18 protein-coding genes and 1 pseudogene are annotated in these 24275 nt (G+C 62.7%); 10 read left to right on the forward strand and 9 right to left on the reverse strand.

Translation table 11 applies throughout. The features are described 5' to 3' along the window. The first annotated feature begins 94 nt into the window (after positions 1 to 94). The gene (gene rho, locus ACSZOQ_RS17910) at positions 95 to 1360 is read left to right on the forward strand and encodes a transcription termination factor Rho (protein WP_439923747.1); all 1266 of its coding nucleotides are present in this window, start codon (positions 95 to 97) and stop codon (positions 1358 to 1360) included. Positions 1361 to 1417: 57 nt separating this feature from the next. On the opposite strand, the gene ACSZOQ_RS17915 is transcribed toward rho, so the two are convergent. Next, positions 1418 to 3472: a thioredoxin domain-containing protein gene (locus tag ACSZOQ_RS17915; RefSeq protein ID WP_439923748.1), complete on the reverse strand. Its 2055-nt coding sequence runs from the start codon at positions 3470 to 3472 to the stop codon at positions 1418 to 1420. Positions 3473 to 3584: 112 nt separating this feature from the next. Here ACSZOQ_RS17915 and mnmE point away from each other — a divergent pair, with 112 nt between their 5' ends. From mnmE to ACSZOQ_RS17940, 5 genes are all read left to right on the forward strand, one after another. Continuing rightward, the gene (gene mnmE / locus ACSZOQ_RS17920) at positions 3585 to 4958 is read left to right on the forward strand and encodes a tRNA uridine-5-carboxymethylaminomethyl(34) synthesis GTPase MnmE (RefSeq protein ID WP_439923750.1); all 1374 of its coding nucleotides are present in this window, start codon (positions 3585 to 3587) and stop codon (positions 4956 to 4958) included. A gap of 159 nt (positions 4959 to 5117) precedes the next feature. Further along, on the forward strand, positions 5118 to 6992 hold the full coding sequence (gene mnmG / locus ACSZOQ_RS17925; protein WP_439923751.1) for a tRNA uridine-5-carboxymethylaminomethyl(34) synthesis enzyme MnmG: 1875 nt from the start codon (positions 5118 to 5120) through the stop codon (positions 6990 to 6992). 253 nt (positions 6993 to 7245) lie between these two features. Then, positions 7246 to 7953, forward strand: coding sequence for a 16S rRNA (guanine(527)-N(7))-methyltransferase RsmG (gene rsmG / locus ACSZOQ_RS17930; protein ID WP_439923752.1), 708 nt, complete (start codon positions 7246 to 7248; stop codon positions 7951 to 7953). Beyond that, positions 7940 to 8797: a ParA family protein gene (locus tag ACSZOQ_RS17935; RefSeq protein WP_439923753.1), complete on the forward strand. Its 858-nt coding sequence runs from the start codon at positions 7940 to 7942 to the stop codon at positions 8795 to 8797. Before rsmG ends, ACSZOQ_RS17935 begins: the two co-directional genes overlap by 14 nt. Before the next feature lie 178 nt (positions 8798 to 8975). Continuing rightward, a complete protein-coding gene (locus tag ACSZOQ_RS17940) occupies positions 8976 to 9860 on the forward strand; it encodes a ParB/RepB/Spo0J family partition protein (protein WP_439923754.1) in 885 nt (294 codons plus the stop codon). A gap of 49 nt (positions 9861 to 9909) precedes the next feature. Here ACSZOQ_RS17940 and holA read toward each other — a convergent pair whose 3' ends face one another. From holA to leuS, 3 genes are read right to left on the reverse strand one after another with little or no spacing between them, the layout of a single operon-like run. Further along, positions 9910 to 10938, reverse strand: coding sequence for a DNA polymerase III subunit delta (gene holA, locus ACSZOQ_RS17945; RefSeq protein ID WP_439923755.1), 1029 nt, complete (start codon positions 10936 to 10938; stop codon positions 9910 to 9912). 11 nt (positions 10939 to 10949) lie between these two features. Continuing rightward, positions 10950 to 11534 carry an LPS assembly lipoprotein LptE gene (gene lptE / locus ACSZOQ_RS17950; protein ID WP_439923756.1) on the reverse strand — a complete coding sequence of 195 codons (585 nt, stop codon included), beginning with the start codon at positions 11532 to 11534 and terminating at the stop codon, positions 10950 to 10952. Beyond that, the gene (leuS, locus tag ACSZOQ_RS17955) at positions 11521 to 14160 is read right to left on the reverse strand and encodes a leucine--tRNA ligase (protein ID WP_439923757.1); all 2640 of its coding nucleotides are present in this window, start codon (positions 14158 to 14160) and stop codon (positions 11521 to 11523) included. Before leuS ends, lptE begins: the two co-directional genes overlap by 14 nt. A 143-nt stretch (positions 14161 to 14303) precedes the next feature. Between leuS and ACSZOQ_RS17960 the strand changes: the two genes are divergently transcribed. Continuing rightward, positions 14304 to 15008: a glutathione S-transferase N-terminal domain-containing protein gene (locus ACSZOQ_RS17960; protein ID WP_439923758.1), complete on the forward strand. Its 705-nt coding sequence runs from the start codon at positions 14304 to 14306 to the stop codon at positions 15006 to 15008. 122 nt (positions 15009 to 15130) lie between these two features. Here the strand turns inward: ACSZOQ_RS17960 and ACSZOQ_RS17965 are convergent. Then, positions 15131 to 16836 (reverse strand): annotated as a pseudogene (locus tag ACSZOQ_RS17965) (diguanylate cyclase domain-containing protein). Between the two features lie 110 nt (positions 16837 to 16946). On the opposite strand from ACSZOQ_RS17965, the gene ACSZOQ_RS17970 reads away from it, so the two are divergent. After that, positions 16947 to 17636 carry a YggS family pyridoxal phosphate-dependent enzyme gene (locus ACSZOQ_RS17970; protein WP_439923759.1) on the forward strand — a complete coding sequence of 230 codons (690 nt, stop codon included), beginning with the start codon at positions 16947 to 16949 and terminating at the stop codon, positions 17634 to 17636. Positions 17637 to 17684: 48 nt separating this feature from the next. On the opposite strand, the gene ACSZOQ_RS17975 is transcribed toward ACSZOQ_RS17970, so the two are convergent. Next, entirely contained in the window at positions 17685 to 18239 is a 555-nt protein-coding gene (locus ACSZOQ_RS17975) for a L,D-transpeptidase family protein (protein WP_439923760.1), read from the reverse strand. A gap of 239 nt (positions 18240 to 18478) precedes the next feature. Here ACSZOQ_RS17975 and ACSZOQ_RS17980 point away from each other — a divergent pair, with 239 nt between their 5' ends. Both ACSZOQ_RS17980 and ACSZOQ_RS17985 read left to right on the forward strand, forming a co-directional pair. Next, on the forward strand, positions 18479 to 19165 hold the full coding sequence (locus tag ACSZOQ_RS17980) for a response regulator transcription factor (protein WP_439923761.1): 687 nt from the start codon (positions 18479 to 18481) through the stop codon (positions 19163 to 19165). Between the two features lie 84 nt (positions 19166 to 19249). Further along, entirely contained in the window at positions 19250 to 19699 is a 450-nt protein-coding gene (locus ACSZOQ_RS17985) for a cyclic nucleotide-binding domain-containing protein (RefSeq protein WP_439923763.1), read from the forward strand. Positions 19700 to 19734: 35 nt separating this feature from the next. Here ACSZOQ_RS17985 and ACSZOQ_RS17990 read toward each other — a convergent pair whose 3' ends face one another. From ACSZOQ_RS17990 to ACSZOQ_RS18000, 3 genes are all read right to left on the reverse strand, one after another. Further along, a complete protein-coding gene (locus tag ACSZOQ_RS17990) occupies positions 19735 to 20550 on the reverse strand; it encodes an exodeoxyribonuclease III (RefSeq protein ID WP_439923764.1) in 816 nt (271 codons plus the stop codon). A gap of 139 nt (positions 20551 to 20689) precedes the next feature. Further along, on the reverse strand, positions 20690 to 21439 hold the full coding sequence (locus tag ACSZOQ_RS17995) for an outer membrane lipoprotein carrier protein LolA (RefSeq protein WP_439926126.1): 750 nt from the start codon (positions 21437 to 21439) through the stop codon (positions 20690 to 20692). 361 nt (positions 21440 to 21800) lie between these two features. After that, positions 21801 to 24266: a DNA translocase FtsK gene (locus tag ACSZOQ_RS18000; protein ID WP_439923765.1), complete on the reverse strand. Its 2466-nt coding sequence runs from the start codon at positions 24264 to 24266 to the stop codon at positions 21801 to 21803. Positions 24267 to 24275 lie beyond the last annotated feature (9 nt).

Genomic DNA, 24275 nt, shown 5'->3' on the forward strand with positions numbered 1-24275 from the left:
ACGGTCAGGATCTGCGGACTTTCCTTTTCAACTGTCCGCATCTTCATGAGCCACCTGACAGTCCTCCTCAAAGTATTCCACAGGACCCTCCCAAATGCGGGAAATGAAACTTCAAGACCTCAAGGCCAAGACTCCAGCCGAACTCGTGTCGTTCGCGGAAGAGCTTGGGGTCGAAAATGCCAGCACCATGCGCAAGCAGGAGCTGATGTTCGCCATTCTCAAGCAGCTGGCCATTCAGGAAATCGATATCATCGGCGAAGGCGTGGTTGAGGTTCTCTCCGACGGCTTCGGATTTCTGCGCTCGCCGGACGCCAACTATTTGCCGGGTCCAGACGATATCTACGTCTCGCCATCGCAGATTCGCCGTTTCGGCCTGCGAACCGGAGATACCATTGAAGGTCACATTCGCAGCCCGAAGGAAGGCGAGCGTTACTTTGCGCTTTTGAAGGTCAACACACTCAATTTCGAGGATCCAGAGAAGTCGAAGCACAAGGTCAACTTCGACAACCTGACGCCGCTATTTCCCGATCAACGGTTTCGGCTCGAGCTCGAGGACTCAACGCGCAAGGATCTGTCGGCACGGGTCATTGATATCGTTGCTCCGATCGGAAAGGGTCAGCGTGCGCTGATCGTGGCGCCGCCGCGCACCGGTAAAACAGTGCTGATGCAGAATATCGCGCACTCCATTACCGCCAATCATCCCGAGTGTTATCTGATCGTTCTTCTGATTGATGAACGCCCGGAGGAAGTCACCGATATGCAGCGCTCGGTGAAGGGCGAGGTCGTGTCCTCGACTTTCGACGAGCCGGCCGTGCGCCATGTTCAGGTTGCCGAGATGGTGATCGAAAAAGCCAAGCGCCTGGTCGAGCACGGTCGCGACGTTGTGATCCTGCTTGATTCGATCACGCGTCTGGGCCGGGCTTACAACACCGTGGTGCCGTCCTCCGGCAAGGTGCTGACCGGTGGCGTCGATGCCAATGCCTTGCAGCGGCCGAAGCGTTTCTTCGGCGCAGCGCGCAACATCGAGGAAGGCGGCTCGCTGACCATCATCGCCACCGCGCTGGTCGATACCGGCAGCCGTATGGACGAAGTGATCTTCGAAGAGTTCAAGGGCACCGGCAATTCCGAGCTCATCCTCGATCGCAAGGTCTCCGACAAGCGCACCTTCCCGGCGATCGACATCTCGCGTTCGGGCACGCGCAAGGAAGAGCTCATCACCGATCCGCAACTGCTCAAGAAGATGTACGTGCTGCGCCGGATCCTCAATCCGATGGGCACGATGGATGCGATCGACTTCCTGCTCGACAAGCTGCGCAACACCAAGAACAACTCGGAATTCTTCGAGTCGATGAATACCTGATTTTGCCGTTTGTTTTGTCGTCATGCCCGCGACCGGCGCGAGCATGAACGCCGGTGGCTAAGGTTCCGCTTTTGCAGGGACTCGCCGCATCACCAGATCGATCAACGCCTGCGACGTCGTGACCGGCAGCGAGCACGTCTGGCCGCGACAAACGAAGGCGGCGCTTTGCTTCATCGCCGCAAGCTTTGCTCGCGCGGGGTGTTCGGCCGGCAGCGCATCGCCACGCGGTGCATGCAGCACGATGCTTGTGGCGTGCGGCAGCGTGCGTGCGGCGCTGAGCAGCGTTTCAGCTTGCGCATCGGAGCCGACCACGACGATTTCCGCGCCGGTGAGTCGGAGATCGAGCGCGCTCAGCAGCGACAGCTGGCCAAAGCCCTTCTCTGTCGCGCTCGGCAGCAAGGCGACGAACAGGCCGTCGATCTGGTCGCGCCACTTCGAATCACCGGTCAGCGCCGCGAAGCGCACCAGGTTTTGTGCGATCAGTCCGTCATGGTTCGGGATGGCGTCGTCGGCCGTCGAGTGCGGCCGAACGATCAGCCCCTCGGCATCATCGGCCGTGAAATAATAACCACCGTGTTCGTCGGCGTAATGTGTGTCCAGGGTTGCCTGCCAGCGTAGCGCCTGCTCCAGATGCGCGGTGTCGCCGATCGCCTCACACAACGCGAGCGCTGCGCGGATCATCGCGGCATAGTCGGAAGCCAGCGCCGGCACCAGCAGCCTGCCCTCGCGCCAGGAGTGGCCGAGCCGCTCGCCGCGTGTCATCGACTTTCGGACAAAGTCAAAAGCGGTCCGGGCGATTTCCAGCCAGTCCGGTTTGTCGAAGACACAGGCTGCGTGAACGATTGCCGCGATCATCAACCCGTTCCAGTCGGCGAGAACCTTGTCGTCGAGTCCCGGACGGGTGCGGCTTGCGCGGCGCGCGAGCAGCTTTTCGCGCAGCGTCTGCATGTGGGCATCGTCGTCGCCGCCGAGCTTGGCGCTTTTCAGGCGGTTGGGAATGTTGTGACCTTCGAAATTCCCTTTGGCAGTGATATCGTATCGTGCGGCAAAATCAGCGGCGTCGGGTTGCCCCAGTACCTCTTCGATCTCGCTCAGCGACCAGACATAGAACTTGCCCTCCTCGCCTTCGGAGTCGGCGTCGAGTGACGAGGCAAAGCCGCCCTCCCCTGTCAACATCTCCCGGCGCAGCCAATCGACGGTCTCGATCGCGCGTTCGCGGTACAGCGGATTTTTGCTGCGCGCATAGTCCAATGCGAGCAGATCGAGAATCTGCGCGTTGTCGTAAAGCATCTTCTCGAAGTGCGGCACCAGCCATCTGTCGTCGACCGAATAGCGCGCGTAGCCGCCGCCGAGGTGGTCGTAGATGCCGCCCTGGCTCATCTGCGTCAGGGTCAGCGTGGTGGCTGCGAAGAAACGGTCGTCGCCGGTGCGTGCGCCGGCGCGCCAGAGAAATTCAAGCACGGAACATTGCGGAAATTTCGGTGCGCCATGCAGACCGCCGTTCACCGGATCGGTTGAACGTGCGATCGCGGCGGCTGCGTTATTGAGTTCGGCGACGCCAAGATTCGCCGGATTGTCCGCTTTGGCGCGTTGTGAGAGCCGCGCGATCAGCGCATTGCGGGTTTGCGCGACCCTGTCGGGTTTGTCATGAAAGACCCGCGCCACGGATTGCAGCACATCGGTAAATGCCGGACGGCCGTAGTCCGGCAGCTTCGGAAAATATGTGCCGCCCCAGAATGGCGATCCATCTGATGACAGGAACATCGTCAGCGGCCAACCGCCCTGCTCGCCGAGAAGATGCAGCGCGCTCATATAGATCTGATCGATATCCGGCCGCTCCTCGCGATCGACCTTGATGCAGACGAACAACTCGTTCATCACCGCGGCGACTTCGTCGTCCTCAAAGCTCTCGTGCGCCATGACATGGCACCAGTGACAGGCGGCGTAGCCGATCGAGAGCAGGATCGGACGGTTGGTTTGCTGCGCCTCACTGAGCGCCTCCGTTCCCCACGGCCACCAGTCGACGGGGTTATGCTGGTGCTGCAGCAAGTAAGGGCTCGTTTCCGCAGCCAAGCGATTCGCGGGACGGCCTGAGCCGGCTGCGTGATTCATATCGAGGAGCCCTTCTGTGAATATGCGATAACGGAAAGCTCGCGGCGGAAACATTTGCCGCCGCCGCCTGAATTTCCCGTTGTGTCGTCGAAGCCGGACATGACAATAGGCAATGCATCCGCGAGAGCAAACGATCTTCGCCCTGTCGTCGGGCCGGCCGCCGTCGGCGATCGCCGTCGTGCGCGTTTCGGGCGCCCAGGCTGGCGCCGCGCTTCGAACAATTGCGGGTGCGGTTCCCGTCGCGCGCACGGCGAAGCGAGCGCTGCTGCGCGACCGTCTCGGGGAAGCCATTGATGATGCAGTTGTTTTGTGGTTCGCCGCACCTGCGAGCGCGACCGGCGAGGATGTCGCGGAGTTTCACGTTCACGGCGGGCGCGCGGTGCTCAACGCCTTGTTCGCAGCGCTGTCGTCGATCGACAATATGCGAGCCGCGGAGCCCGGAGAGTTCACCCGGCGGGCGTTCGAGAACGGCAAGATCGATCTGACCGAGGCCGAAGGCCTTGACGATCTGATCCATGCCGACACTGACCGGCAGCGCCGCCAAGCCTTGAGGCAATTGCAGGGACTGCTGGGCGACCGTGCGCGGGGCTGGCGCAAGCAGTTGATCGATGCGTCGGCCCTGATCGAGGCCGGAATCGATTTCGCCGATGAAGGCGACGTGCCGGAAGACCTGCTGAAGCCCGCGATGGAAAGGATCGCGCAGCTCCGTCGCGAGATCGAAGAAACCCTTGCGGCATCGGCACAAAGCGAACGGCTGCGCGACGGGCTGACGGTCGCGATTGCAGGTCCGCCGAATGCCGGCAAGTCGACGTTGCTCAATCGGCTCGCGCATCGGGAAGCTGCGATCGTGTCGCCGCACGCCGGAACGACGCGCGACATCATCGAAGTGCATCTCGATCTCGATGGGTATCCGGTGACGCTGATCGATACCGCGGGTATTCGCGAGACTGATGATCCAGTCGAGAAAGAGGGCGTGCGGCGGGCACGCGATCGTGCGGCCTCCGCAGATCTGGTGCTGTGGCTAGCCGATGACGACACCGGCGTCAGTCCATCGCAAATGATCGGCGAGGGTGGCACGTCGTTCTGGCGTGTGCGCAACAAAATCGATCTTGCGAGCCCGGAAAGTAACGGATCGAACCCGAGGCAGCTTGAGGCGAATCAGGGGCAGGGCGCTTTACTTCGGCAATTTGGGATTTCGGCGTCGCGCGGCGACGGCGTCGATGAACTGGTGGCGGAGCTGACGGCGTTCGCGGACAACTGGTTCGGTCAGGGCGAAACCGCCGTCATCACACGTTTGCGGCACCGCAACATATTGCAGGATGCTGCGGCATCGCTCGCGAAGGCGGAAGCCGTGGTCGGACAGGGCGACGAGTTTTTGGCCGAGGAGGTCAGAATCGCAGTTCATTCAATAGGGCGGCTGCTCGGGCGTGTTGATGTTGATGATGTCCTCGATTCAGTCTTTCGCGATTTTTGCATCGGCAAATAGTGTAATATTAGTTCATTTCTTGTGATGTGCATTCGAACTATCGCGGCTGGGCGATGTTTCACGTGAAACATCGCCCAATACGTTCGTCTCGTATAAACTCAAGCTTTCGGATCGAGTGGGCCTGCGATAGAAGTCCGCCGGGTATCGCAACAAAAGCCAATGACAAGATCATTCGACGTTATCGTGATCGGGGGTGGCCACGCCGGGTGCGAGGCCGCGACTGCGGCTGCGCGAATGGGCGCGCGGACGGCGCTCGTGACTCATCGGTTTGCCACCGTCGGCGCAATGTCATGCAATCCCGCGATCGGCGGGCTCGGTAAGGGTCATCTAGTCCGCGAGGTCGATGCGCTGGACGGACTGATGGGTCGCGTCGCTGATGCCGCCGGGATCCAGTTCCGGATGCTCAATCGCCGCAAGGGTCCGGCGGTCCGTGGGCCGCGCGCCCAAGCCGACCGCAAGCTTTATGCCGCCGCGATGCAGGTTGCGATTCGCGAGACCCCAAATCTCAAGGTGATCGAAGGCGAGGCGGACGACCTTATCATTGCCGAGGGTGTGATCGCGGGGATTCGCTTGAGCGACGGCCGCGAGTTCGAGGCTGGTGCGGTCGTCATCACCACTGGCACCTTTCTGCGCGGCCTGATCCATCTCGGCGAAAAAAGTTGGCCCGCGGGACGAGTGGACGAAGCGCCGGCGCTCGGCCTGTCCGCGTCCTTCGAGCGCATCGGCTTCACGCTTGGTCGGCTCAAGACCGGGACGCCGCCGCGGCTCGACGGCACAACCATCGACTGGGTCGCGGTTGAAATGCAGCCGGGTGACGATCCGCCGGAGCCGTTTTCGGTGATGACCAGTCGTATCACCACACCGCAGATCCAATGTGGCATTACCCGCACCATGCCGGCGACGCACGAGGTGATCCGGGCCAATGTGCATCGGTCGCCGATCTATTCCGGGCAAATCCAGAGTTCGGGGCCGCGCTATTGCCCCTCGATCGAGGACAAGGTCGTCCGCTTTGGCGATCGCGACGGGCACCAGATTTTCCTGGAGCCGGAGGGCCTCGACGACACGACGGTTTATCCCAACGGGATTTCGACGTCGCTGCCGGAGGATGTGCAGCTTGCGATCCTGGCGACCATTCCGGGACTCGAGAAAGTCAGGATGACCCGGCCTGGCTATGCCATCGAATACGATCATGTCGATCCCCGTGAACTCGATCCGACCCTGCAGGCCAAGCGGATGCCGGGCCTTTTCCTCGCCGGCCAGATCAACGGGACGACCGGTTATGAAGAGGCTGCGGCTCAGGGGCTTGTCGCGGGCCTGAATGCGGCTTTGGTCACGGGCGGCAGCGATCCGGTCGTGTTCGATCGCGCCGACGGCTATCTTGGCGTGATGATTGATGACCTCGTGACCCGCGGAATCACCGAGCCCTATCGGATGTTCACGTCGCGCGCCGAATACCGGCTGACGCTGCGCGCCGACAACGCCGATCGGCGGCTCACGGACAAGGGCATCGCAATGGGCTGCGTCGGGGCAGGGCGCGCAGCCCATCATCGGGCCAAAATGGTGGCCTTGAGCGCGGCAAAGGCGCTGGCGACGTCGCTGTCCGTAACGCCGAACGAGGCCGCCCGCCACGGGCTTTCGCTCAACCGCGACGGCCATCGGCGATCCGCGTTCGAGCTTTTGGCCTATCCGGAGATCGGGTGGGGCGAGGTAACCGCGATCTGGCCGAAGCTGTCGGCCATCGATCCGGGAATCGCCGTGCATCTGGAGATCGATGCCAAATACGACGTCTATCTGAAGCGCCAGACCGCTGATGTTGAGGCGTTCCGCCGAGACGAGAGCCTCGTGCTCGCCGATATCGATTATGACGTCGTGCCGGGGCTGTCCAACGAGGCGCGGGTCAAGCTTGAGCGCGCGCGGCCACGGACCGTCGGGCAGGCAGGTCGTCTCGATGGCATCACCCCGGCCGCGCTCGGGATTCTGGCGGCCTATTTGCGCCGCGAGGCGCGGAAAAAGACAGCCAAAGCGTCGGCCTGATTACCTCCAACCCGCGGCCGATGTTTCACGTGAAACAGATCGGCAGAACGGTTTACGTCTTATCGCCGGGTTTGAGCCGGCAATCCCCGTTGTCAAAAAGCCGTGGCCGGATCGCTAGTCGGTTAGGAGCAGGCATAGGGGGCGACGCCCCGGCCGGGCTTGTCGGCCAATGGCCGATCATTTCAAAAGCGCGTGGCCGATTGCAAACAGATATGGCCGGGAATCACGCGGTCCCGTATGCTGCGCTGACGCCATGCCAAGACCTCAACAGGCTCGATCACCTCTTTCCGCTGCGGACAAGGCGGCGGCGCTGGCGTTGACGCCCGTCTCGCGTGAAACCGAGGCGCGGCTGGACGCCTACGTCGATCTGCTGGTCCAATGGCAGACCAAGACCAACCTTGTCGCGCCTTCGACGCTGCCGCAGCTCTGGACGCGCCATATTGCGGATTCGCTCCAGCTTCTTGCGCTGGCGCCGCAGGCAAAACTCTGGGCCGACTTCGGCAGCGGCGGCGGCTTTCCCGGGGTCGTGCTGGCCTGCGCTCTCGCTGGCGTCGAAGGCGCGCGGGTCGATCTGGTCGAGCGCAACGCCAAGAAGGCCGCATTTCTTCGTGAGGCTATCCGGGTTACCGCGGCGCCGGGTGTCATTCACCTGAGGGATATTGGGGATTATGTGGACAGATTGGAGAGCCGGGTCGATTGCGTGACCGCGCGCGCGCTGGCACCTCTACAAATGCTGCTCGGCTTTGCAGAACCTCTCGTTGAGCAGGGCGCTAAGGCGATGTTTCTCAAGGGTCAAGATGTAGAAGCTGAATTGACGGAAGCTACTAAATATTGGAATATTGAGCCTCGCATTCATTCCAGCCGCACCGGCGGACAAGGCTGGATCGTCGAACTCGATCGCATCGAGCGACGCGACCGTCCTCCGACAAAGAAGCATGGCCTCGCGCATGACGGTAATTGATGAGATTTATCAATATGATAGCGATAGCGGGTCCACCGCCCGCAATCCCCGGATCATTTCGCTGGCCAATCAGAAGGGCGGGGTCGGCAAGACTACGACCGCGATCAACCTCGGCACGGCGCTGGCCGCGATCGGTGAAAGCGTCCTGATCGTCGATCTCGATCCGCAAGGCAACGCTTCAACCGGTCTCGGCATTGACCGCCGCGATCGCAACGTCTCCACCTACGATGTGCTGATCGGTGAAGCGCCGCTGCGTGACGCCGTGGTGCCGACCGCGGTGCCGCGTCTGCACATCGCAGCATCGACAATGGACCTCTCCGGTCTGGAGCTCGAGCTCGGCATGACGAAGGATCGCGCCTTCCGCCTGCGCGATGCGATCGCCGCGCTCAACGGCAACGTGGCCGACAACGCCGATTACACTTATGTGCTGATCGACTGTCCGCCGTCGCTCAACCTTCTCACCGTCAACGCGATGGCGGCGTCGGACGCGATCCTGGTGCCGCTGCAATGTGAGTTTTTCGCGCTCGAAGGCCTGTCACAGCTCCTGCAGACGGTCGAGCAGGTGCGCACCACGCTCAATCCGAATCTGTCGATTCACGGCATCGTGCTGACCATGTTCGACTCGCGCAACAACCTGTCGAACCAGGTCGTTGCCGACGTACGCCAGTTCATGGGATCAAAAGTCTACGACACCATGATCCCGCGCAACGTGCGAATTTCGGAAGCGCCGTCCTACGGCAAGCCAGTGCTGGTCTACGATCTCAAATGCAGCGGCAGCGAAGCCTATCTGAAACTCGCGACCGAGGTGATCCAGCGCGAGCGCGAACTGCGCACCACGCATTAGGGAAAAGGCGCTGACATCACCGGTCATTGCGCGCGCAGCGAAGCAATCCAGAAGCCAAAGAGAAAACTGGATTGCTTCGGCGCAAGAGCTCCTCGCAATGACCAACATAGGCGATCCAAGATCGTCAATTTCGATTGTTTAATCCGGAGTATGCTGCGTGAATCCAAGGGAGCTGGCGATGGCCGACGAAGCGCGTTCGCGACTGGGCCGCGGTCTTGCAAGTCTGATCGGTGACGTCGGCGGCGAGGCCGCCCACGTCGAGCGTGCGCGCGCGCAGCGCAAGGTGCCGATCGAGTTCCTGAAGCCCAATCCGCGCAATCCGCGCCGCGCGTTTTCCGATGTCGAGCTTGGCGAGTTGTCCGACTCCATCAAACAGCACGGCGTGATCCAGCCGATCGTGGTGCGCCCGGTGAAGGGCGCGCAGGATCGCTACGAGATCATCGCCGGCGAACGCCGCTGGCGTGCGGCGCAGTTGGCGGGGCTGCATGACGTCCCGATCGTTCCGGTCGACGTCAGCGACAACGTCGCGCTCGAGATCGCGATCATCGAGAACGTGCAGCGCGAAGATCTCAACGCGATGGAAGAGGCGCAGGGATATCACGCGCTTGCTAATGAGTTCAAACGCACCCAGGACGACATCGCCAAGACCGTCGGCAAGAGCCGCAGTCATGTCGCCAACATGATGCGGCTGACGAAACTGCCTGATGATGTGCAAGCGCTGATCGCCTCCGGCGAGTTGTCGGCTGGCCATGCGCGTGCGCTGATCGGTGTGCCCGATCCTTCCACGGCGGCGAAACGCATCGTCGCTGAAGGTCTCAACGTGCGGCAGGCCGAGGCGCTCGCGCACGAGGAGGGCGTGCCGGAGCGCAAGCCGCAGAAGGCGCGCGGGGACAAGGTGCAGAAGGACCCGGATACGCTTGCGCTGGAAAAGCGCGTCAGCGATGCGCTTGGACTCGCAGTGACGGTGGAGCACAAGAATCCCGGCGGCGTCGTGCAGATCCGCTATCGCGACCTCGATCAGCTTGACGAGATTTTGAAAAGACTGGATTCGAAGGAGTCTTAACCTGCCCCCGCAAGAGCGGGGCGAGGGAGAGAGGCTTTCGTGCTTCGCGTCATCCCCTTCTCCTTGCATTCACCGCGATCGACATCAGCGCGCGCTGCGCGATCACGGGCGCCAGCGATGACTGCTTACGTGCCTCGAGCGCGGCGACCGCAAGCTGATCCATCACCTGAACCAGCCGCGCGGCGCTGAAACTGCGCAACGCCGTTTCCACCGCTGCCTTGCGCGAAAAATGCAGTCGCGGAAATCCGCCCTCGGCCGCCGATGAGGCCGAGGCGCCGTCCCCCATCAGAAGCGCCGCCTTGTGCAAAGCGGCGATCTGGCGCTGCGCGGCCGAGATGACGAGGCCCGGATAGGTGCCGGCGACCATGGCCTTGGCGAATTCGGTCTCGACCACGGCTGGCTGTCCAGCGAACGCGGCGTCGACGATCGGATCGAGCTTGAAGTCGGACGCGTCGGAGACGACGGCGATCACGTCGTCCAGCGTGATCTCGTGCTGTCCATGCGCATAGAGCGCGATCTTGCGCAGTTCGTTGCGCGAGGCCTGACGGTCGCCGCCGAGCAGTGACGTCAGCGTTGCGCGAGCGTCGGGTGCAATCTTCAGATTGGAGGCGCGCAATTCGTCGTCGATCAGGCGTGCGAGATCGCGTTCGGTGTCGGGATAGCAGGCGATCGCCACCGCATTCTTCGCGCGCTCGCAGGTCTTGCGCAGCGGCGCTTCGGGTCGCAGCTCGCCAGCCTCGATCACGATCCGGCAATCCTTGATCGCAGAGTCCGCCAGCGCATCGACCCCGCTGGCAAAACTGCGCGCCCCGGCCTTGACGCGGACGGCACGTCGACCGCCGAACAGCGGCACCGTCATGGCCTCATCGACGAGACGCGACGGCTCAGTGGCGAGATCGTCGCCGTCAAGCCGCACCAGCGAAAACGGATCGTCGGGATCGTCGACGGCCGAAGCCATCAGGGCGTCGGCACGTTCGCGCACCAGACCGGCGTCAGGGCCGTAAAGTAGAATGATCGGGCGAGCCGGATCAGGCCGGGCGAGAAAGCTGTCGATGTCTTTTCCGCGCAGCGCGACCATCCGCCGGGCGATCAGGTGCCGGCGTAGAAGAACGACGCCAACCGCGTGTTGATGTTGTCGGCGATTTCCTGCGCAGCGCGATCCTCCGCATCGCGGAACGCGCGAGCACGCGCGAAACGCTGGAGCTGGCCGGGCATGTCATAGGAGGTGCGGGCGAAGGTGTCTGCGGTCAGAACGGTTTTTCCGGTTGCGACCTCGATCAGCTGGTAGCTCGCATTGATGCCGTAGTTCTCGTTGGAGGGCAGCGCGGTGTTGGGATCGAGCATCAGCGACGAGCGGCTGGTGGTGAAGCGGATCCTGAGCTGGTGCGTCGGTGGTGCGCCGGTAGCGCCGCCGTAAAGCTTGAATGCGAGCGCGTTGCGAATTTCGACCCCGATCCGGGCATCGCGGGACGCGTTGGGTTTGTCGATCGGCAGCAGCTCTACGCCCATCAGCTTGTCGCGAAGGGCCGGGCTGCCGTCGGCGTGTTCGGCGTACATCGGATGGAAGCAGCCGGCCGTCAGCGCCGTCAGCACGGCAACGATGCTGAGCCGGGCTGCGATGCGCGGACTAACCCATGATCGAGCCGGTCGAGCCGACAACCTACCCCACCACATTCACGATCCTCTGCGGAACGATGATGATCTTTCGGGCCGGCTTGCCGCCCAGGACCTGTCTTACCGCATCGAGCGCCAAAACGGCAGTCTCAATTTCCGGATTCGACGCGCCGCTTGCCACCGTCACCTCGCCCCGCTTCTTGCCGTTGACCTGCACCGGCAGCGTTACGGTGTCTTCAACCAGCAAATCGCGCTCGATTTGTGGCCAGCGGGCTTCCGAGACCAGACCGCTCCGCCCGAGCGCCTGCCAGCATTCCTCGGCCAGATGCGGCATCATCGGGCTGAACAACTGAACCAGGACGGTGGCCGCCTCGCGCAGGCTCCAGGCCAAATCCGGTGACAAGTCTGACGCAAAGTCGGATGCGGAGCGGGAGAGAGCCTCGGCCAGCGCGTTGGCGAACTCGCGGATGTTGGCGAGGCAGACGTTGAAATGCAGCCGCTCTATACCGGTGGACACCTTGTCGAGCGCGCCATGGGCCGCCTTGCGCAGCGCCAGTGCATCAGTGCCGAATGCCGCCGGCTTGTCTGGCGGCGCGGCCTTGCCGGCCTCGGCCGATTCGTTGACCAGCCGCCACAGCCGCTGCATGAAGCGCGCCGCGCCCTGCACGCCTTCCTCGCTCCAGATCACGTCACGGTCCGGCGGCGAATCCGACAACATGAACCAGCGCGCGGTATCGGCGCCGTAGCTGCCGATGATGTCGTCGGGGTCGACGGTGTTGCGCTTTGACTTCGACATCTTCTCGACGGCGCCGATCTCGACCGGTTCGCCGGTTGAAAGCAGCGTGGCGCGGCGGCCGTTGCCGACAACCTCGATCCCGATCTCGTCGGGTGAGGCCCAGCCACCGTCGGCCTTGCGGTATGTCTCATGCACCACCATGCCTTGCGTGAACATGCCCCTGAACGGCTCGTCCATACTGAGGTGGCCGGTGGCCTTCATCGCGCGTGTGAAGAAGCGCGAATAAAGCAGATGCAGGATCGCGTGCTCGACGCCGCCGATGTACTGATCGACCGGCATCATGCGGTTGGCAATTGCGGGCGTGGTCGGCGCCTTTTCGTTCCACGGATCGGTGAAACGCGCGAAGTACCACGACGAGTCGACGAAGGTATCCATCGTGTCGGTTTCGCGCTGGGCCTTGCCGCCGCACCGCGGACAGGTGACGTGCTTCCATGTCGGATGATGGTCGAGCGCGTTGCCGGGTTTGTCGAACGTCACATCGTCTGGCAGCGTCACCGGCAGATCCTGGTCTGGCACCGGAACGACATCGCATTTGGGGCAATGGATCACCGGGATCGGACAACCCCAGTAGCGCTGACGCGAAATGCCCCAGTCGCGCAGGCGGAAATTCACCTTGCGCTCGCCGACCGGCATGTTGCCGCGCATCTCGCTTTCCAGTCGCTTCGCGACTTCTTCCTTCGCCGCCTCAGCGGTCATGCCGTCGAGGAAGCGCGAATTGATCATGCGGCCGTCGCCATCATAGGCGGTATCGGTGATGATGAAGCTCGCAGGATCCTGTCCTTCGGGGCAGACCACTGGCGTGTTGCCGAGCCCGTACTTGTTGACGAAGTCGAGGTCGCGCTGGTCGTGCGCCGGACAGCCGAAGATGGCGCCGGTGCCGTATTCCATCAGGATGAAGTTGGCGACATAGACCGGCAGTTTCCAGTCCGGGTCGAACGGATGAACGGCGCGGATGCCGGTGTCGAAACCCATCTTCTCCGCGGTGTCGATCTCAGCCTGCGCGGTGCCGCGCCGCTTGCATTCGGCGATAAAGTCGGCGAGCGCGGGGTTGTCCTTCGCTGCCGTTTGCGCCAGCGGGTGATCCGGCGCGATCGCCATGAACCTCGCGCCGAACAAGGTATCGGGGCGCGTGGTGAAAATCTTCAGCTCGCTCTCACCGTTTGGCGTCGTCGCCGGGTCGAGCGTGAATCGCAGCAGCAGGCCCTCGCTGCGGCCGATCCAGTTGCGCTGCATCAGCCGCACCTTGTCGGGCCAGCGATCCAGCGTGTCGAGCGCGTCCAGCAATTCCTGCGAATACTTCGTGATCTTGAAGACCCACTGGTTCATCTCGCGCTGCTCGACCACGGCGCCGGAGCGCCAGCCGCGCCCGTCGATCACCTGTTCGTTGGCGAGCACGGTCATGTCGACCGGATCCCAGTTGATCTTGCGCTTCTCGCGTTCGGCGAGACCGGCGCGCAGGAAGTCCAGAAACATCTTCTGCTGGTGTTTGTAATAGGACGGATCGCAGGTCGCGAATTCCCTATCCCAGTCGAGCGAGAGCCCGATCGACCGGAGCTGCTTCTTCATGGCCTTGATGTTGTCGTAGGTCCACGCCTTAGGCGCGACCTTGCGCTCGATCGCGGCGTTCTCGGCGGGCAGACCGAAGGCGTCCCAGCCCATCGGGTGCAGCACGTTGTAGCCTTTGGCGCGCATGTAGCGCGCGATCACGTCGCCGAGAGTGTAGTTGCGGACGTGGCCGATGTGGATGCGCCCGGACGGGTAGGGGAACATTTCCAGCACGTAGTATTTTTCGCGCGGGTCGTCGTTCTTGGTCGCGAAGATCGCCTGCCTGTCCCACTCGGCTTGCCAGCGCGGTTCGGCGTCACGGGCGTTGTAACGTTCTGAGGTCATGGAATCGCAGCATTTTCTGTAAGATGGCGGGACTAGGCCATGAAAGCGGACCGGGGGTCAACGGGTCGGCGTCCGAGACGTCGCGGTTTGCAAGCGGTGTGGTTTTGCGGTGTAAGCGGGAGGTGCGCTTCGGGAGTGATTCAATGGCCCACCTCTCCGTTTATCCGATCACCCGCCGCTGGCCGGCCAGAGATCCCCACCGGCTGCAGCTTTATTCGGTGCCGACGCCCAACGGGGTGAAGGTGTCGATCATGCTGGAGGAAACCGGGCTACCTTACGAACCGCATCTGGTCGATTTCGGCAAGGACGAACAGAAGAGTCCTGAATTCCTTTGGCTCAATCCCAACGGCAAGATTCCGGCGATCCTCGATCCCAATGGCCCCGGCGGCAAGCCGCTCGCCTTGTTCGAGTCGGGCGCGATTCTGCAATATCTCGCCGAGAAGACCGGCCAGTTCCTCGCGACCGACCCGGCGCAGCGCTGGCAGGCCATCCAGTGGCTGCACTTCCAGATGGGCGGCGTCGGGCCGATGTTCGGGCAGGTCGGATTCTTCCATAAGTTCGCCGGCAAGGATTTCGAGGACAAACGGCCGCGCGACCGCTACGTGGCGGAATCGAAGCGGCTGCTCGGGGTGATGGATACCCATTTGGCGACCCATCGCTGGATTGCGGGCGACGAGTACACCATCGCGGATATCTCGATGCTCGGTTGGGTGCGCAACCTGATCGGATTTTATGGTGCGCGCGAGCTCGTCGAGTTCGACCGCTTCCGCCATGTCGCGGCCTGGCTGGAGCGGGGCCTGGCGCGGCCGGCGGTGCAGCGCGGCCTCGCGATTCCGGCGCGGGGGTAGGGGCGGCTAGAGCGGGATGAGGAAAAGTGTGTAGCGGTTTTCCGCCCGCATCCCGCTTCTCAAAATATTGGAATTGATCACGTTCATGATTTTGGATCGATTCGATCCAAAATCATCGTGATCTAGCCCGCCAGTTTGATCGCAGCCGTATCGGCTTCAGCGTCGGCAGCCCTGACGAAACCATGCTCGACGACCGCGTTGCGGCCGCGACGCTTGGCGGCATACAGCGCCGCATCGGCCGCCTCGATCATATCCATCGGATGCTGGGTCTCGTTTGGCGATGTGCAGGCGATGCCGACGCTGACGGTGACGGTCTGATGGCTGGAGGTGGCATGGGGCAGCGCGAGCGCCTGGACGGCGGCACGCACCGTTTCGCCAACGGTCATAGCGGTGGCTGCGTCGGTGTTGGGCAGTAACAAGGAGAATTCCTCGCCACCATAGCGTGCCGCGAAACCTTTGGTCTGGTTCGCGATTCGCGCCAAAATCTCGCCCACTCGGCTGAGACAGGTGTCGCCTTCGAGATGACCGTAGGTATCGTTGAACAGCTTGAAGTGATCGACGTCGATCATCAGCAGCGACAATTGTTCGCCGGTCTGCAGCGCCTTGAACCATTCGAAATCGAGTCGGCTCTGGAAACCGCGGCGATTGGCGAGACCCGACAACATATCGATCGAGGCCATCACGGTCAGACGGTCGTTGGCGGCGAGCAGTTCGCGCTCGCGCTTGCCGAGTTGCGCTGCCATGGTGTTGAACGCCCGCGCCAGCGGAACGAATTCGGCGAGCAACTGAGATTGCGCGACCCGCGTGTCGTGGTCGCCCCGTCCGAATCGTCTGGCCGCGGCTGTCATCAGGCCGATGGGCTGGACGATCAGCCGTTCCGCGGCGATCAGCGCGCCGAGCAGAACAAGGAAGGCGACAAAGCCGAGCTGGACATAGGCCGTCCGAATCCCGCGATTGATCGCCGCGGACGCCGTGGCTTCGTCGATGCTGACGATAAGGCTGGAATTCGTTCCGGGAACGCGGCTGAAGGAAATCAGGCGGCCCTTGCCGTTCGCGGCGGTGAAATGAAATCTGCCGGTGCTGCTCTTCGATACGCCGCCTGATTTCTCGATTGTCGACAGCAGGCTGAGGTCTTCGATCGGATTGCCGATCATGCTGGCCTGATCGGAAGGGGCCGCCAGAACCGTTCCGGCGCTGTCGATGAGAACCGCTGATACGCCCGGCCTGCCGCCGAGGCTCTCCATGATCTTCGACATCCACCCGAGATTGAGGCCGGCGATGATGACGCTGCCGTTGCTGCTGTCCGTCGGCGAGACCGGATACGCCGCCACTGCGGTCGGCAGCTTCGAGACCCGGTTGACGATGTAATCGCTGATCACAAGCTTGCGCTCGGCCTTCGCGCGCTTGAAATAATCTCGATCGCCGAGATTGAGATATCCATGTTGTCGAAGCTGGTGCAGGCGACACGCCCGTTGGGGTCGAGAATCAAAACGCTTCTGATCCACGGAAGATTCGTCGGCAGACTAGCACGCATCAGGCCGCAGGCATCGCCAAGCCGTGCACCCGACAGATAGATTTGCGCGCCCGATTTCAGGATCGCCTCGACCGATAAGATCACCTCGCGCTGCGCCTCGACGGTGCGCTGTGCAAGCTTCTCGAACTCGAGGTTGATTTCGGCAATCGTTCTGCCACGCCTGGCTTCCAGCGAGCGGACGCGCTCGACCATCAAAGGTACCACCAGGATCAGCGCCAGCAGCACGAGCCGGGCGCGAATACCCATGACAGCCTTGAGTTTGGCTCGTTTGCGGTTGAAGTTAATCCGTGACATTCACAGTCCGCTGACCACGGTGCGAACCGTAGAGCCAACGATTCAAGAAGACTTTCTTGAAATAGATAAAGTTGGAATAATCGGCGGAAATCGCGGGCGTGATGAATCGGATGACCACTGGAACCGCAGCACCCGAAAGAGCTCCCTCACCAAGTGGGCTCGCTTTGGTTGAGGCCGACATCGTCCGTGCCTGCCGGGATGCGCGGCGCGAGCGGTCCTCGGTGACGCTGGTGGCGGTGTCGAAAACTTTCGATGCCGATGCGATCACGCCGGTGATTGCAGCGGGGCAGCTGGTTTTCGGAGAAAATCGCGTGCAGGAGGCCCAGCGCAAGTGGCCCGAGCTGATGGCCGCGCATCCCGGCATCGCGCTGCATCTAATCGGGCCGCTGCAATCCAACAAGGCGAAGGAGGCCGTCGCTTTATTTGATGCCATCCATTCGGTTGACCGCCCGAGCATCTGCGAAGCATTGGGAAAAGAAATCGCGAGGCAGAACCGGCGGCCGGATCTGTTCGTGCAGATCAACACCGGGGAGGAGCCGCAGAAGGCCGGTGTCGCGCCGTCGGATGCCGACGACTTCGTTGCGCGATGCCGCGACACCTATGGCCTCGCGATCTCTGGGCTGATGTGCATCCCGCCGGCGGACGATGCGCCGGCGCCGCATTTCGCGCTCACCGCGAAAATCGCGAAGCGCAACGGGCTGACACAGCTGTCGATGGGCATGAGCGCGGACTTCGCCGTCGCTATCGCCCTGGGCGCGACCCATGTGCGGGTCGGCTCGGCGATTTTCGGGACGCGGTGATCTTTCTCCTTCTCCCGCAAGGGGAGAAGCAAGAAAGCTCATCGCTCTTCAACTTCGCCCGATCACAATTTTCGTGTGCGGTCCGATCCGCGCCAACAACCGCAGCATCGCCGACCGCGTCATCGCCACGCATCCGGCGGTCGGGCCGAAGTTGTCGCGCGCCAGATGCAGAAACACCGCGCTGCCGCGCCCTGCGATGCGGGGGCGGGTGTTGTGATCGAGCTCGATGATGAAATCGTAGAGATGATCGTCGCGCGTCAGTCGGTCGCCGGTCGCGCTGCGCGTCAGCCGGATCGGCCGGTTGTAGTGCCGGTCGGCCGGATCTTCACACCAGGCGTCAGTGGGCGTGATGGGGCGCACCGGCAGAAACGTCCGCGGCCTCGCGTGCCGGTCAGGGCGCCACCACAGCCGGATGGGCCGGAAAGTCCCCTTTGGGGTGCCGCCATCGCCCTCGCGTTTGTTGGCCCGGATGCCGCCGCGGCCAAGTGCGACAGAGATTGGCCGCCCCTCCACGATCAGCCAGCCCCGCTCGGGCCGGCCGGCCGCGGCTCGGACATGGATCGCCGCGAGCGGGTGATCACGGGAATGTGTCAGGCAAGGCATTGAAAAACCTAAGCTTTGGATGGAATGAGGAGGTCCCTACCTTCTCTCTCGGCCGAACCATCGGTCCTGCACGTCATTACAGGAACATTCATCCAAATTCCCGCCGGTTCTGGAGTAGACTCCATTCGGATCGTGAATCGCTTCAAGTTCATACGTCCGGACGAATCATGACCCACACGACTTTATGAAGGTGGCTGGCGTTGCCGCCGGCTGTTCCCGCCGCCAGGAGGATCGCATTGATGGCCAACGCCCGCAAAATCCTGATCGTGGACGACGATACCGACCTGCGCGACACCCTGATCGAGCAACTGTCGCTGCATGAGGAATTCGAGGCCTCCGCCGTTGATACCGGCGCGAAGGGCGCCAGCGCCGCCAAAGCCCATTCTCCGGATCTGGTGCTGATGGACGTTGGCCTGCCCGATACCGACGGGCGCGAAGTGGTGCGCAGCTTGCGCAAGGGCGGCTTCAAGGCGCCGATCATCATGCTCACCGGTCACGACACCGATTCGGACACGATTCTCGGTCTTGAATCAGGCGCCAATGATTATATAGCCAAGCCGTTTCGCTTCGCGGTGCTGCTGGCGCGCATCCGCGCGCAGTTGCGTCAGCACGAGGCCAGCGAGGACGCGGTGTTTTCGGTCGGGCCCTACAGTTTCCGGCCCGGCTCCAAAATGCTCACGACCGCCAATGCCAAGAAGGTACGGCTGACCGAGAAGGAGACCGCGATCCTGCGCTTCCTGTACCGGGCCGGGCAGATGCCGGTGTCGCGCGAGACACTGCTGCAGGAGGTGTGGGGCTACAACTCCGGCGTCACCACCCACACGCTGGAAACCCACATCTACCGGTTGCGCCAGAAGATCGAGAAAGACGCCGCCAATCCGGAGATTCTGGTAACGGAAGCCGGTGGCTACAAGCTGGTGCCGTGATACTTTTGGGTTGACGATTCGTATCAGCTCTCGTCAAAACAGCTTTTGGACGGTCCCCCGGATGGATCGCCGAACTGGTCTTGCATGTCGATCGACGATGACGTTGCGCTGCTTGAGCGCGTTCCGACCCTGCGCCTGCTGGGCGCAGAGGCGTTGCGCGTGCTGGCCATCAGCGCCGAACAACAGCAGTTCGCCCGCGGCTCGATTCTGTTTCGCGCCGGCGACGAGGCGGACGCGGGATACGTCGTTCAGCAAGGCGGCTTTCGCATTCATGTCAAGGACGGCAGTGAGCAGGAAGTCATCGCCGAGCGCGGTACACTGATCGGCGAACTGGCCTTGATCGTTCCGATGTCACGACCGGCCACGGCGACCGCACTGGAATACTCGATGCTGATCCGCATTCCGCGCACCCTGTTCCTGCGCGTGCTGGACAGCGATCCAGCCGCCGCCCGCCGCCTTCGCGACGAACTCGCCAACCGCACCCGGCAGACGACCAGCGATATCCTGATGGCATCGGCGAAGCTGAGCAGCTAGTTGCGGGCTCTGTTGCGTGTCCCAACCGGTCGAGGCTACACCTCGATCACCGCCGTTACCGGCACATGATCGGACGGACGGTTCCAGCCGCGAGCGTCGCGGGTGATGCGGAAGTCCCGAATTCCGCCGCGCAGCGCCTCCGAGACCCAGATGTGGTCGAGCCTGCGGCCGCGATTAGCGGCAACCCAGTCAGCGGCGCGGTAGCTCCACCACGTATAGACTTTCTCCGACATCGGAATCCGCTCGCGAGCGATGTCGATCCAGTTGCCGTGGCTCTGCATGCCGAGCAGCTTCTCGCATTCGACCGGCGTGTGCGAGACGATCTTCAGAAGCTGCTTGTGCGACCAGACGTCATTCTCATGCGGTGCGACATTGAGGTCGCCGACCAGCACATGCCGGTCGCCGTCGCGAGCATGCAACGGTACGCAGGCTTTCATCTCGTCGAGGAATTGCAGCTTGTGGGCGAACTTCGGATTGAGCGCGGGATCGGGAATGTCGCCGCCCGCCGGCACATAAAAATTATGCAGCACAAGCGGCGCGGCGAAACCCGCCTGGCCGCCGAACGTCACAGTGACATGGCGCGAATCAATCTTGTCGCAGAATGTGCGGATGTTGCTGGCGTCGAACGGCAGCTTCGAGACCACCGCGACCCCGTGATATCCCTTCTGCCCGTTGAGCGCGACGTGCTCGTAGCCCAGCCGACGGAAGCGTTTCAGCGGAAAGGCGTCATCGGGGCATTTGGTTTCCTGCAGGCACAGCACGTCCGGCCGTTGCGCTTTCAGAAACTTTGCAACGAGATCGATGCGCAGCCGCACCGAATTGATATTCCAGGTCGTGAGTGTGATCTGCATGAGGGTTGCCGGTACTGGCGAGGGTCTTTCCCTCTCCCACAAGGGGAGAGGGAAGGGAAGAGGACTTTTAAGATTTTGATTTGACGCGCTTCTTCACGCGAACCGGTGCCCGCTTCGCTCGAAAACGCTATGGCGTGCCTCAATTGTTCGACGTCGGATATTTGGTGTAGTCGATCTTGAACAGAGCGGGATCGAGCTTCGCCGTGGAGTTCAGATTGTAGATCGCCACCGTGGTGTCGTACCCTTGCGGATCGGTCACCGTCCACTGCTTGAGCTTGCCGTCCTTGACGCCGACCATCAGCATGAGGCGGGAGGTGCCGACCAGCGCCTGCTTCTCCTCGATGGTGACGCTGATGTAGAGATCGTCCGATGTCACGCTGACAACGTTGGTGTCTTTCATCAGGTCGATGCGGTCCGATAGCAGATAGCGCAGCGGCGTCTGCGACAGCGGATAGAGATCCTGGGTCGCGAGCTTGGTATCGCGAACGACGAGCGAGGAGCCGTCGGAAATCATCGCGATCGGCGACGGAGCGTCGTATTCGAACCGCACCTTGCCCGGCTTTTGGATGTAGAATTCGCCGGTCGAACGGCTGCCGTCGGGCCCGACCTGCACGAAATTTCCGGCAAGCGTCCGCAGCGATGACAGATAGCCGCTGACTCGTGCCGCCGCCGCCTTCTGATCCGCGCTGAAGGTTGCAAAAAAATTTGCCGGTACGTTGCGGCGTCGGTCAGGAATAATCGGGTCGGGCGGTTGCGTGGATCCCGTGACCTGCGGTTCGATGGTTTCCACGAGTTTCGCTGCTGGTGCGCCGTCGCGGGCCTTCGGGGCTGGTCGCGGGATCGGAACGGCCTGCGCGAGGGCGGGTGGAATTAAAAGACCCGCGGTCAGCGCTGCAGCGAGCCAGACCCCGCCGGCGCGCGCGCGACTGCGGATCGGACGACCGGCCGCGGATGAATGTGTTACGTGTCTGCTCAATGTCTCGTCCTGTCCGCCCGAGATGTGCTTTCTAGCGCATGATCCGCCAAAGTGTGAGCGGTTTGGCTAAAAGATCATGCGCATTCTCAATATTTGAGAGCGCGATCGGACGCAAAACCGGAATCCACTTTTGCTGATCGCGCTCTAGGCGCTTTGCTCCGCCGCGGATATCGCTTTTTCCGGGCGAGGTCCGGCGGATGACGCCGGCGCTAGCGCGATGCTGTGGCGATTTCGCGACTCCGAAAGCGGGATCACCCATCATGCCGGTCATGCGTCAGAAGTGGCCTTCTTCTTCCTCGATCAGGATTTCGCGCTTTCCTGCGTGATTCGCCTGCCCGACGATGCCCTCGAGTTCCATGCGCTCCATTAGCGAAGCGGCGCGGTTGTATCCTATCTGGAGGCGGCGCTGGATGTAGCTGGTCGAGGCCTTGCGGTCGCGCTTCACGATCGCCACCGCCTGCGAGAACAGATCGCCGCCGCCGTCGCTGCCCATGCTCGTGCCGTCGAACACCGCGCCGTCCTCGTCGGTCGGCTCTTCTGCTGTGACCGCCTCGAGATATTCCGGCTGACCTTGCGTTTTGAGGTGGCGCACCACCTTCTCGACCTCCTCGTCTGACACAAAAGGTCCGTGCACGCGCGAGATGCGGCCGCCGCCCGCCATGTAGAGCATGTCGCCCTGGCCGAGCAGTTGCTCTGCGCCCATTTCGCCCAAGATGGTGCGGCTGTCGATTTTCGATGTGACCTGGAAGGAAATGCGGGTCGGGAAGTTGGCCTTGATGGTACCGGTGATGACGTCGACCGACGGTCGCTGCGTTGCGAGGATCACGTGGAGACCGGCGGCGCGCGCCATCTGCGCCAGCCGCTGCACCGCGCCCTCGATGTCCTTGCCGGCGACCATCATCAGGTCGGCCATTTCGTCCACGATGATAACGATGAACGGTAGCGGCTCGAGGTCGAGCTTCTCGTTCTCGTAGATCGCCTTGCCGGTTTCCTTGTCGAAGCCGGTATGCACCGTGCGCGTCAGGTCTTCGCCCTTGGCGCGGGCTTCGACCAGGCGCTGGTTGTAGCCGTCGATGTTGCGCACGCCGAGCTTGGACATCTTCTTGTAGCGTTCTTCCATCTCGCGCACGGCCCACTTCAGCGCGACGACGGCCTTCTTCGGATCGGTCACGACCGGCGTCAGCAGATGCGGGATGCCGTCATAGACGGAGAGTTCGAGCATCTTCGGATCGACCATGATGAGACGGCACTGGTCGGGCCGCAGCCGGTAGACCAGGCTGAGGATCATGGTGTTGATGGCGACGGACTTGCCCGAGCCCGTGGTGCCGGCGATCAACATGTGGGGCGTGCGCGCGAGGTCGATGATGACGGGATCGCCGCCGATGGTCTTGCCGAGGCACAGCGGCAGCTTGGCGACGGACTCGCCCGCATCCTTCGCGGTAAGCAATTCGCGCAAGTAAACCTTTTCGCGATGCGCGTTCGGCAGCTCGATGCCGATGGCGTTGCGGCCGGCGACCACCGCGACACGCGCCGACAAGGCGCTCATGGAACGCGCGATGTCGTCGGCGAGGCCGATGACACGCGACGACTTGATGCCGGGCGCGGGCTCCAGTTCGTACAGCGTCACCACCGGTCCGGGATTGGCTTTCACGATTTCGCCGCGCACGCCAAAGTCGCCAAGCACGCCTTCGAGCGCGCGCGAATTGGCTTCCAGTTCGGCCTTGCTGAGCGGCTGGCGATCGGCGGCGCGTGGCGCAGTCAAAACGTTCACCGACGGCAGATCGAACTTGCCGGCTTTTTTTGTGGGCGCGCGCGAAGCAGCCTTCCGGCGCGGCGCGCGGACCGCCGGCTCATCCTCGTCCTCGTCGTCTTCCTCCTCGTATTCGTCGTCGATGTCGCCGCGAGCCGGCACCAGGGACGGACCCGACCCGCCGCCGAGGTTCGGCTCCTGACGTCCATACGCCAGCGCCGCCGATTTCTGCGGCGCGCTCGACACCAGCGACTTGTAGGCCAGCGCAACAAGTGCCCCGAGCCTGAGGCGCTTGAATCGCGCCTTCGCGCTCATCAGCGCGTGAACCGCCCAACCCAGCGAGACCGAGGCGTGATCGCTGCCGTCGTCGAACGGCGCGTCGTCGTCGTCGATCTCGAGCGACGGTTCGGCGGGGCGTGATCGCATTCCGCTGGCCCAAAGGAATGTCGCGGCCATGACGAGGAGGAAAATCGCGCCGAACACGATTCGCTGCAGCACGCTCGCCGGGCCGAACAGTATCGCAGGCGCTCGCACCAGCGCATCGCCGACCACGCCGCCCAGTCCCGTCGGCAGCGGCCATGCGCCGTTATGCGGCCAGCAACTGGCGAAGCCGGCGGCGGCTGCGGTGCAGAGAATCCAGCAGGCGAGACGCGTGGCCGCGTGATCGAAGGGACGATGGGTCAGCATGCGCCAGCCCCGGATCGCCATGGGCAGGATCAGCATGATCGCGCCGAGGCCGAGAATCTGCATCAGGAGATCGGCGCCGATCGCACCGGGATAGCCCAGCATGTTGTGGATCGCGCGCGAGGTCGCGTGGCTGAGGCTCGGATCCTGCACCGACCACGTCATCAGCGCAGCCGCTGTGGCGCCGGACAAACCGATCAGGCCGAGCCCGGTCAGTTCGCGCAAGCGCCGCCCGAGCGCGTCGCGGATTGACGGCGGAAGATGATCGACGATGGGAAGGAGGCGTTCGATCGCTGCCATGCTCATGGGGCCCTG

The sequence above is a fragment of the Nitrobacter sp. JJSN genome, from assembly GCF_051912485.1.
Taxonomy (GTDB): domain Bacteria; phylum Pseudomonadota; class Alphaproteobacteria; order Rhizobiales; family Xanthobacteraceae; genus Nitrobacter.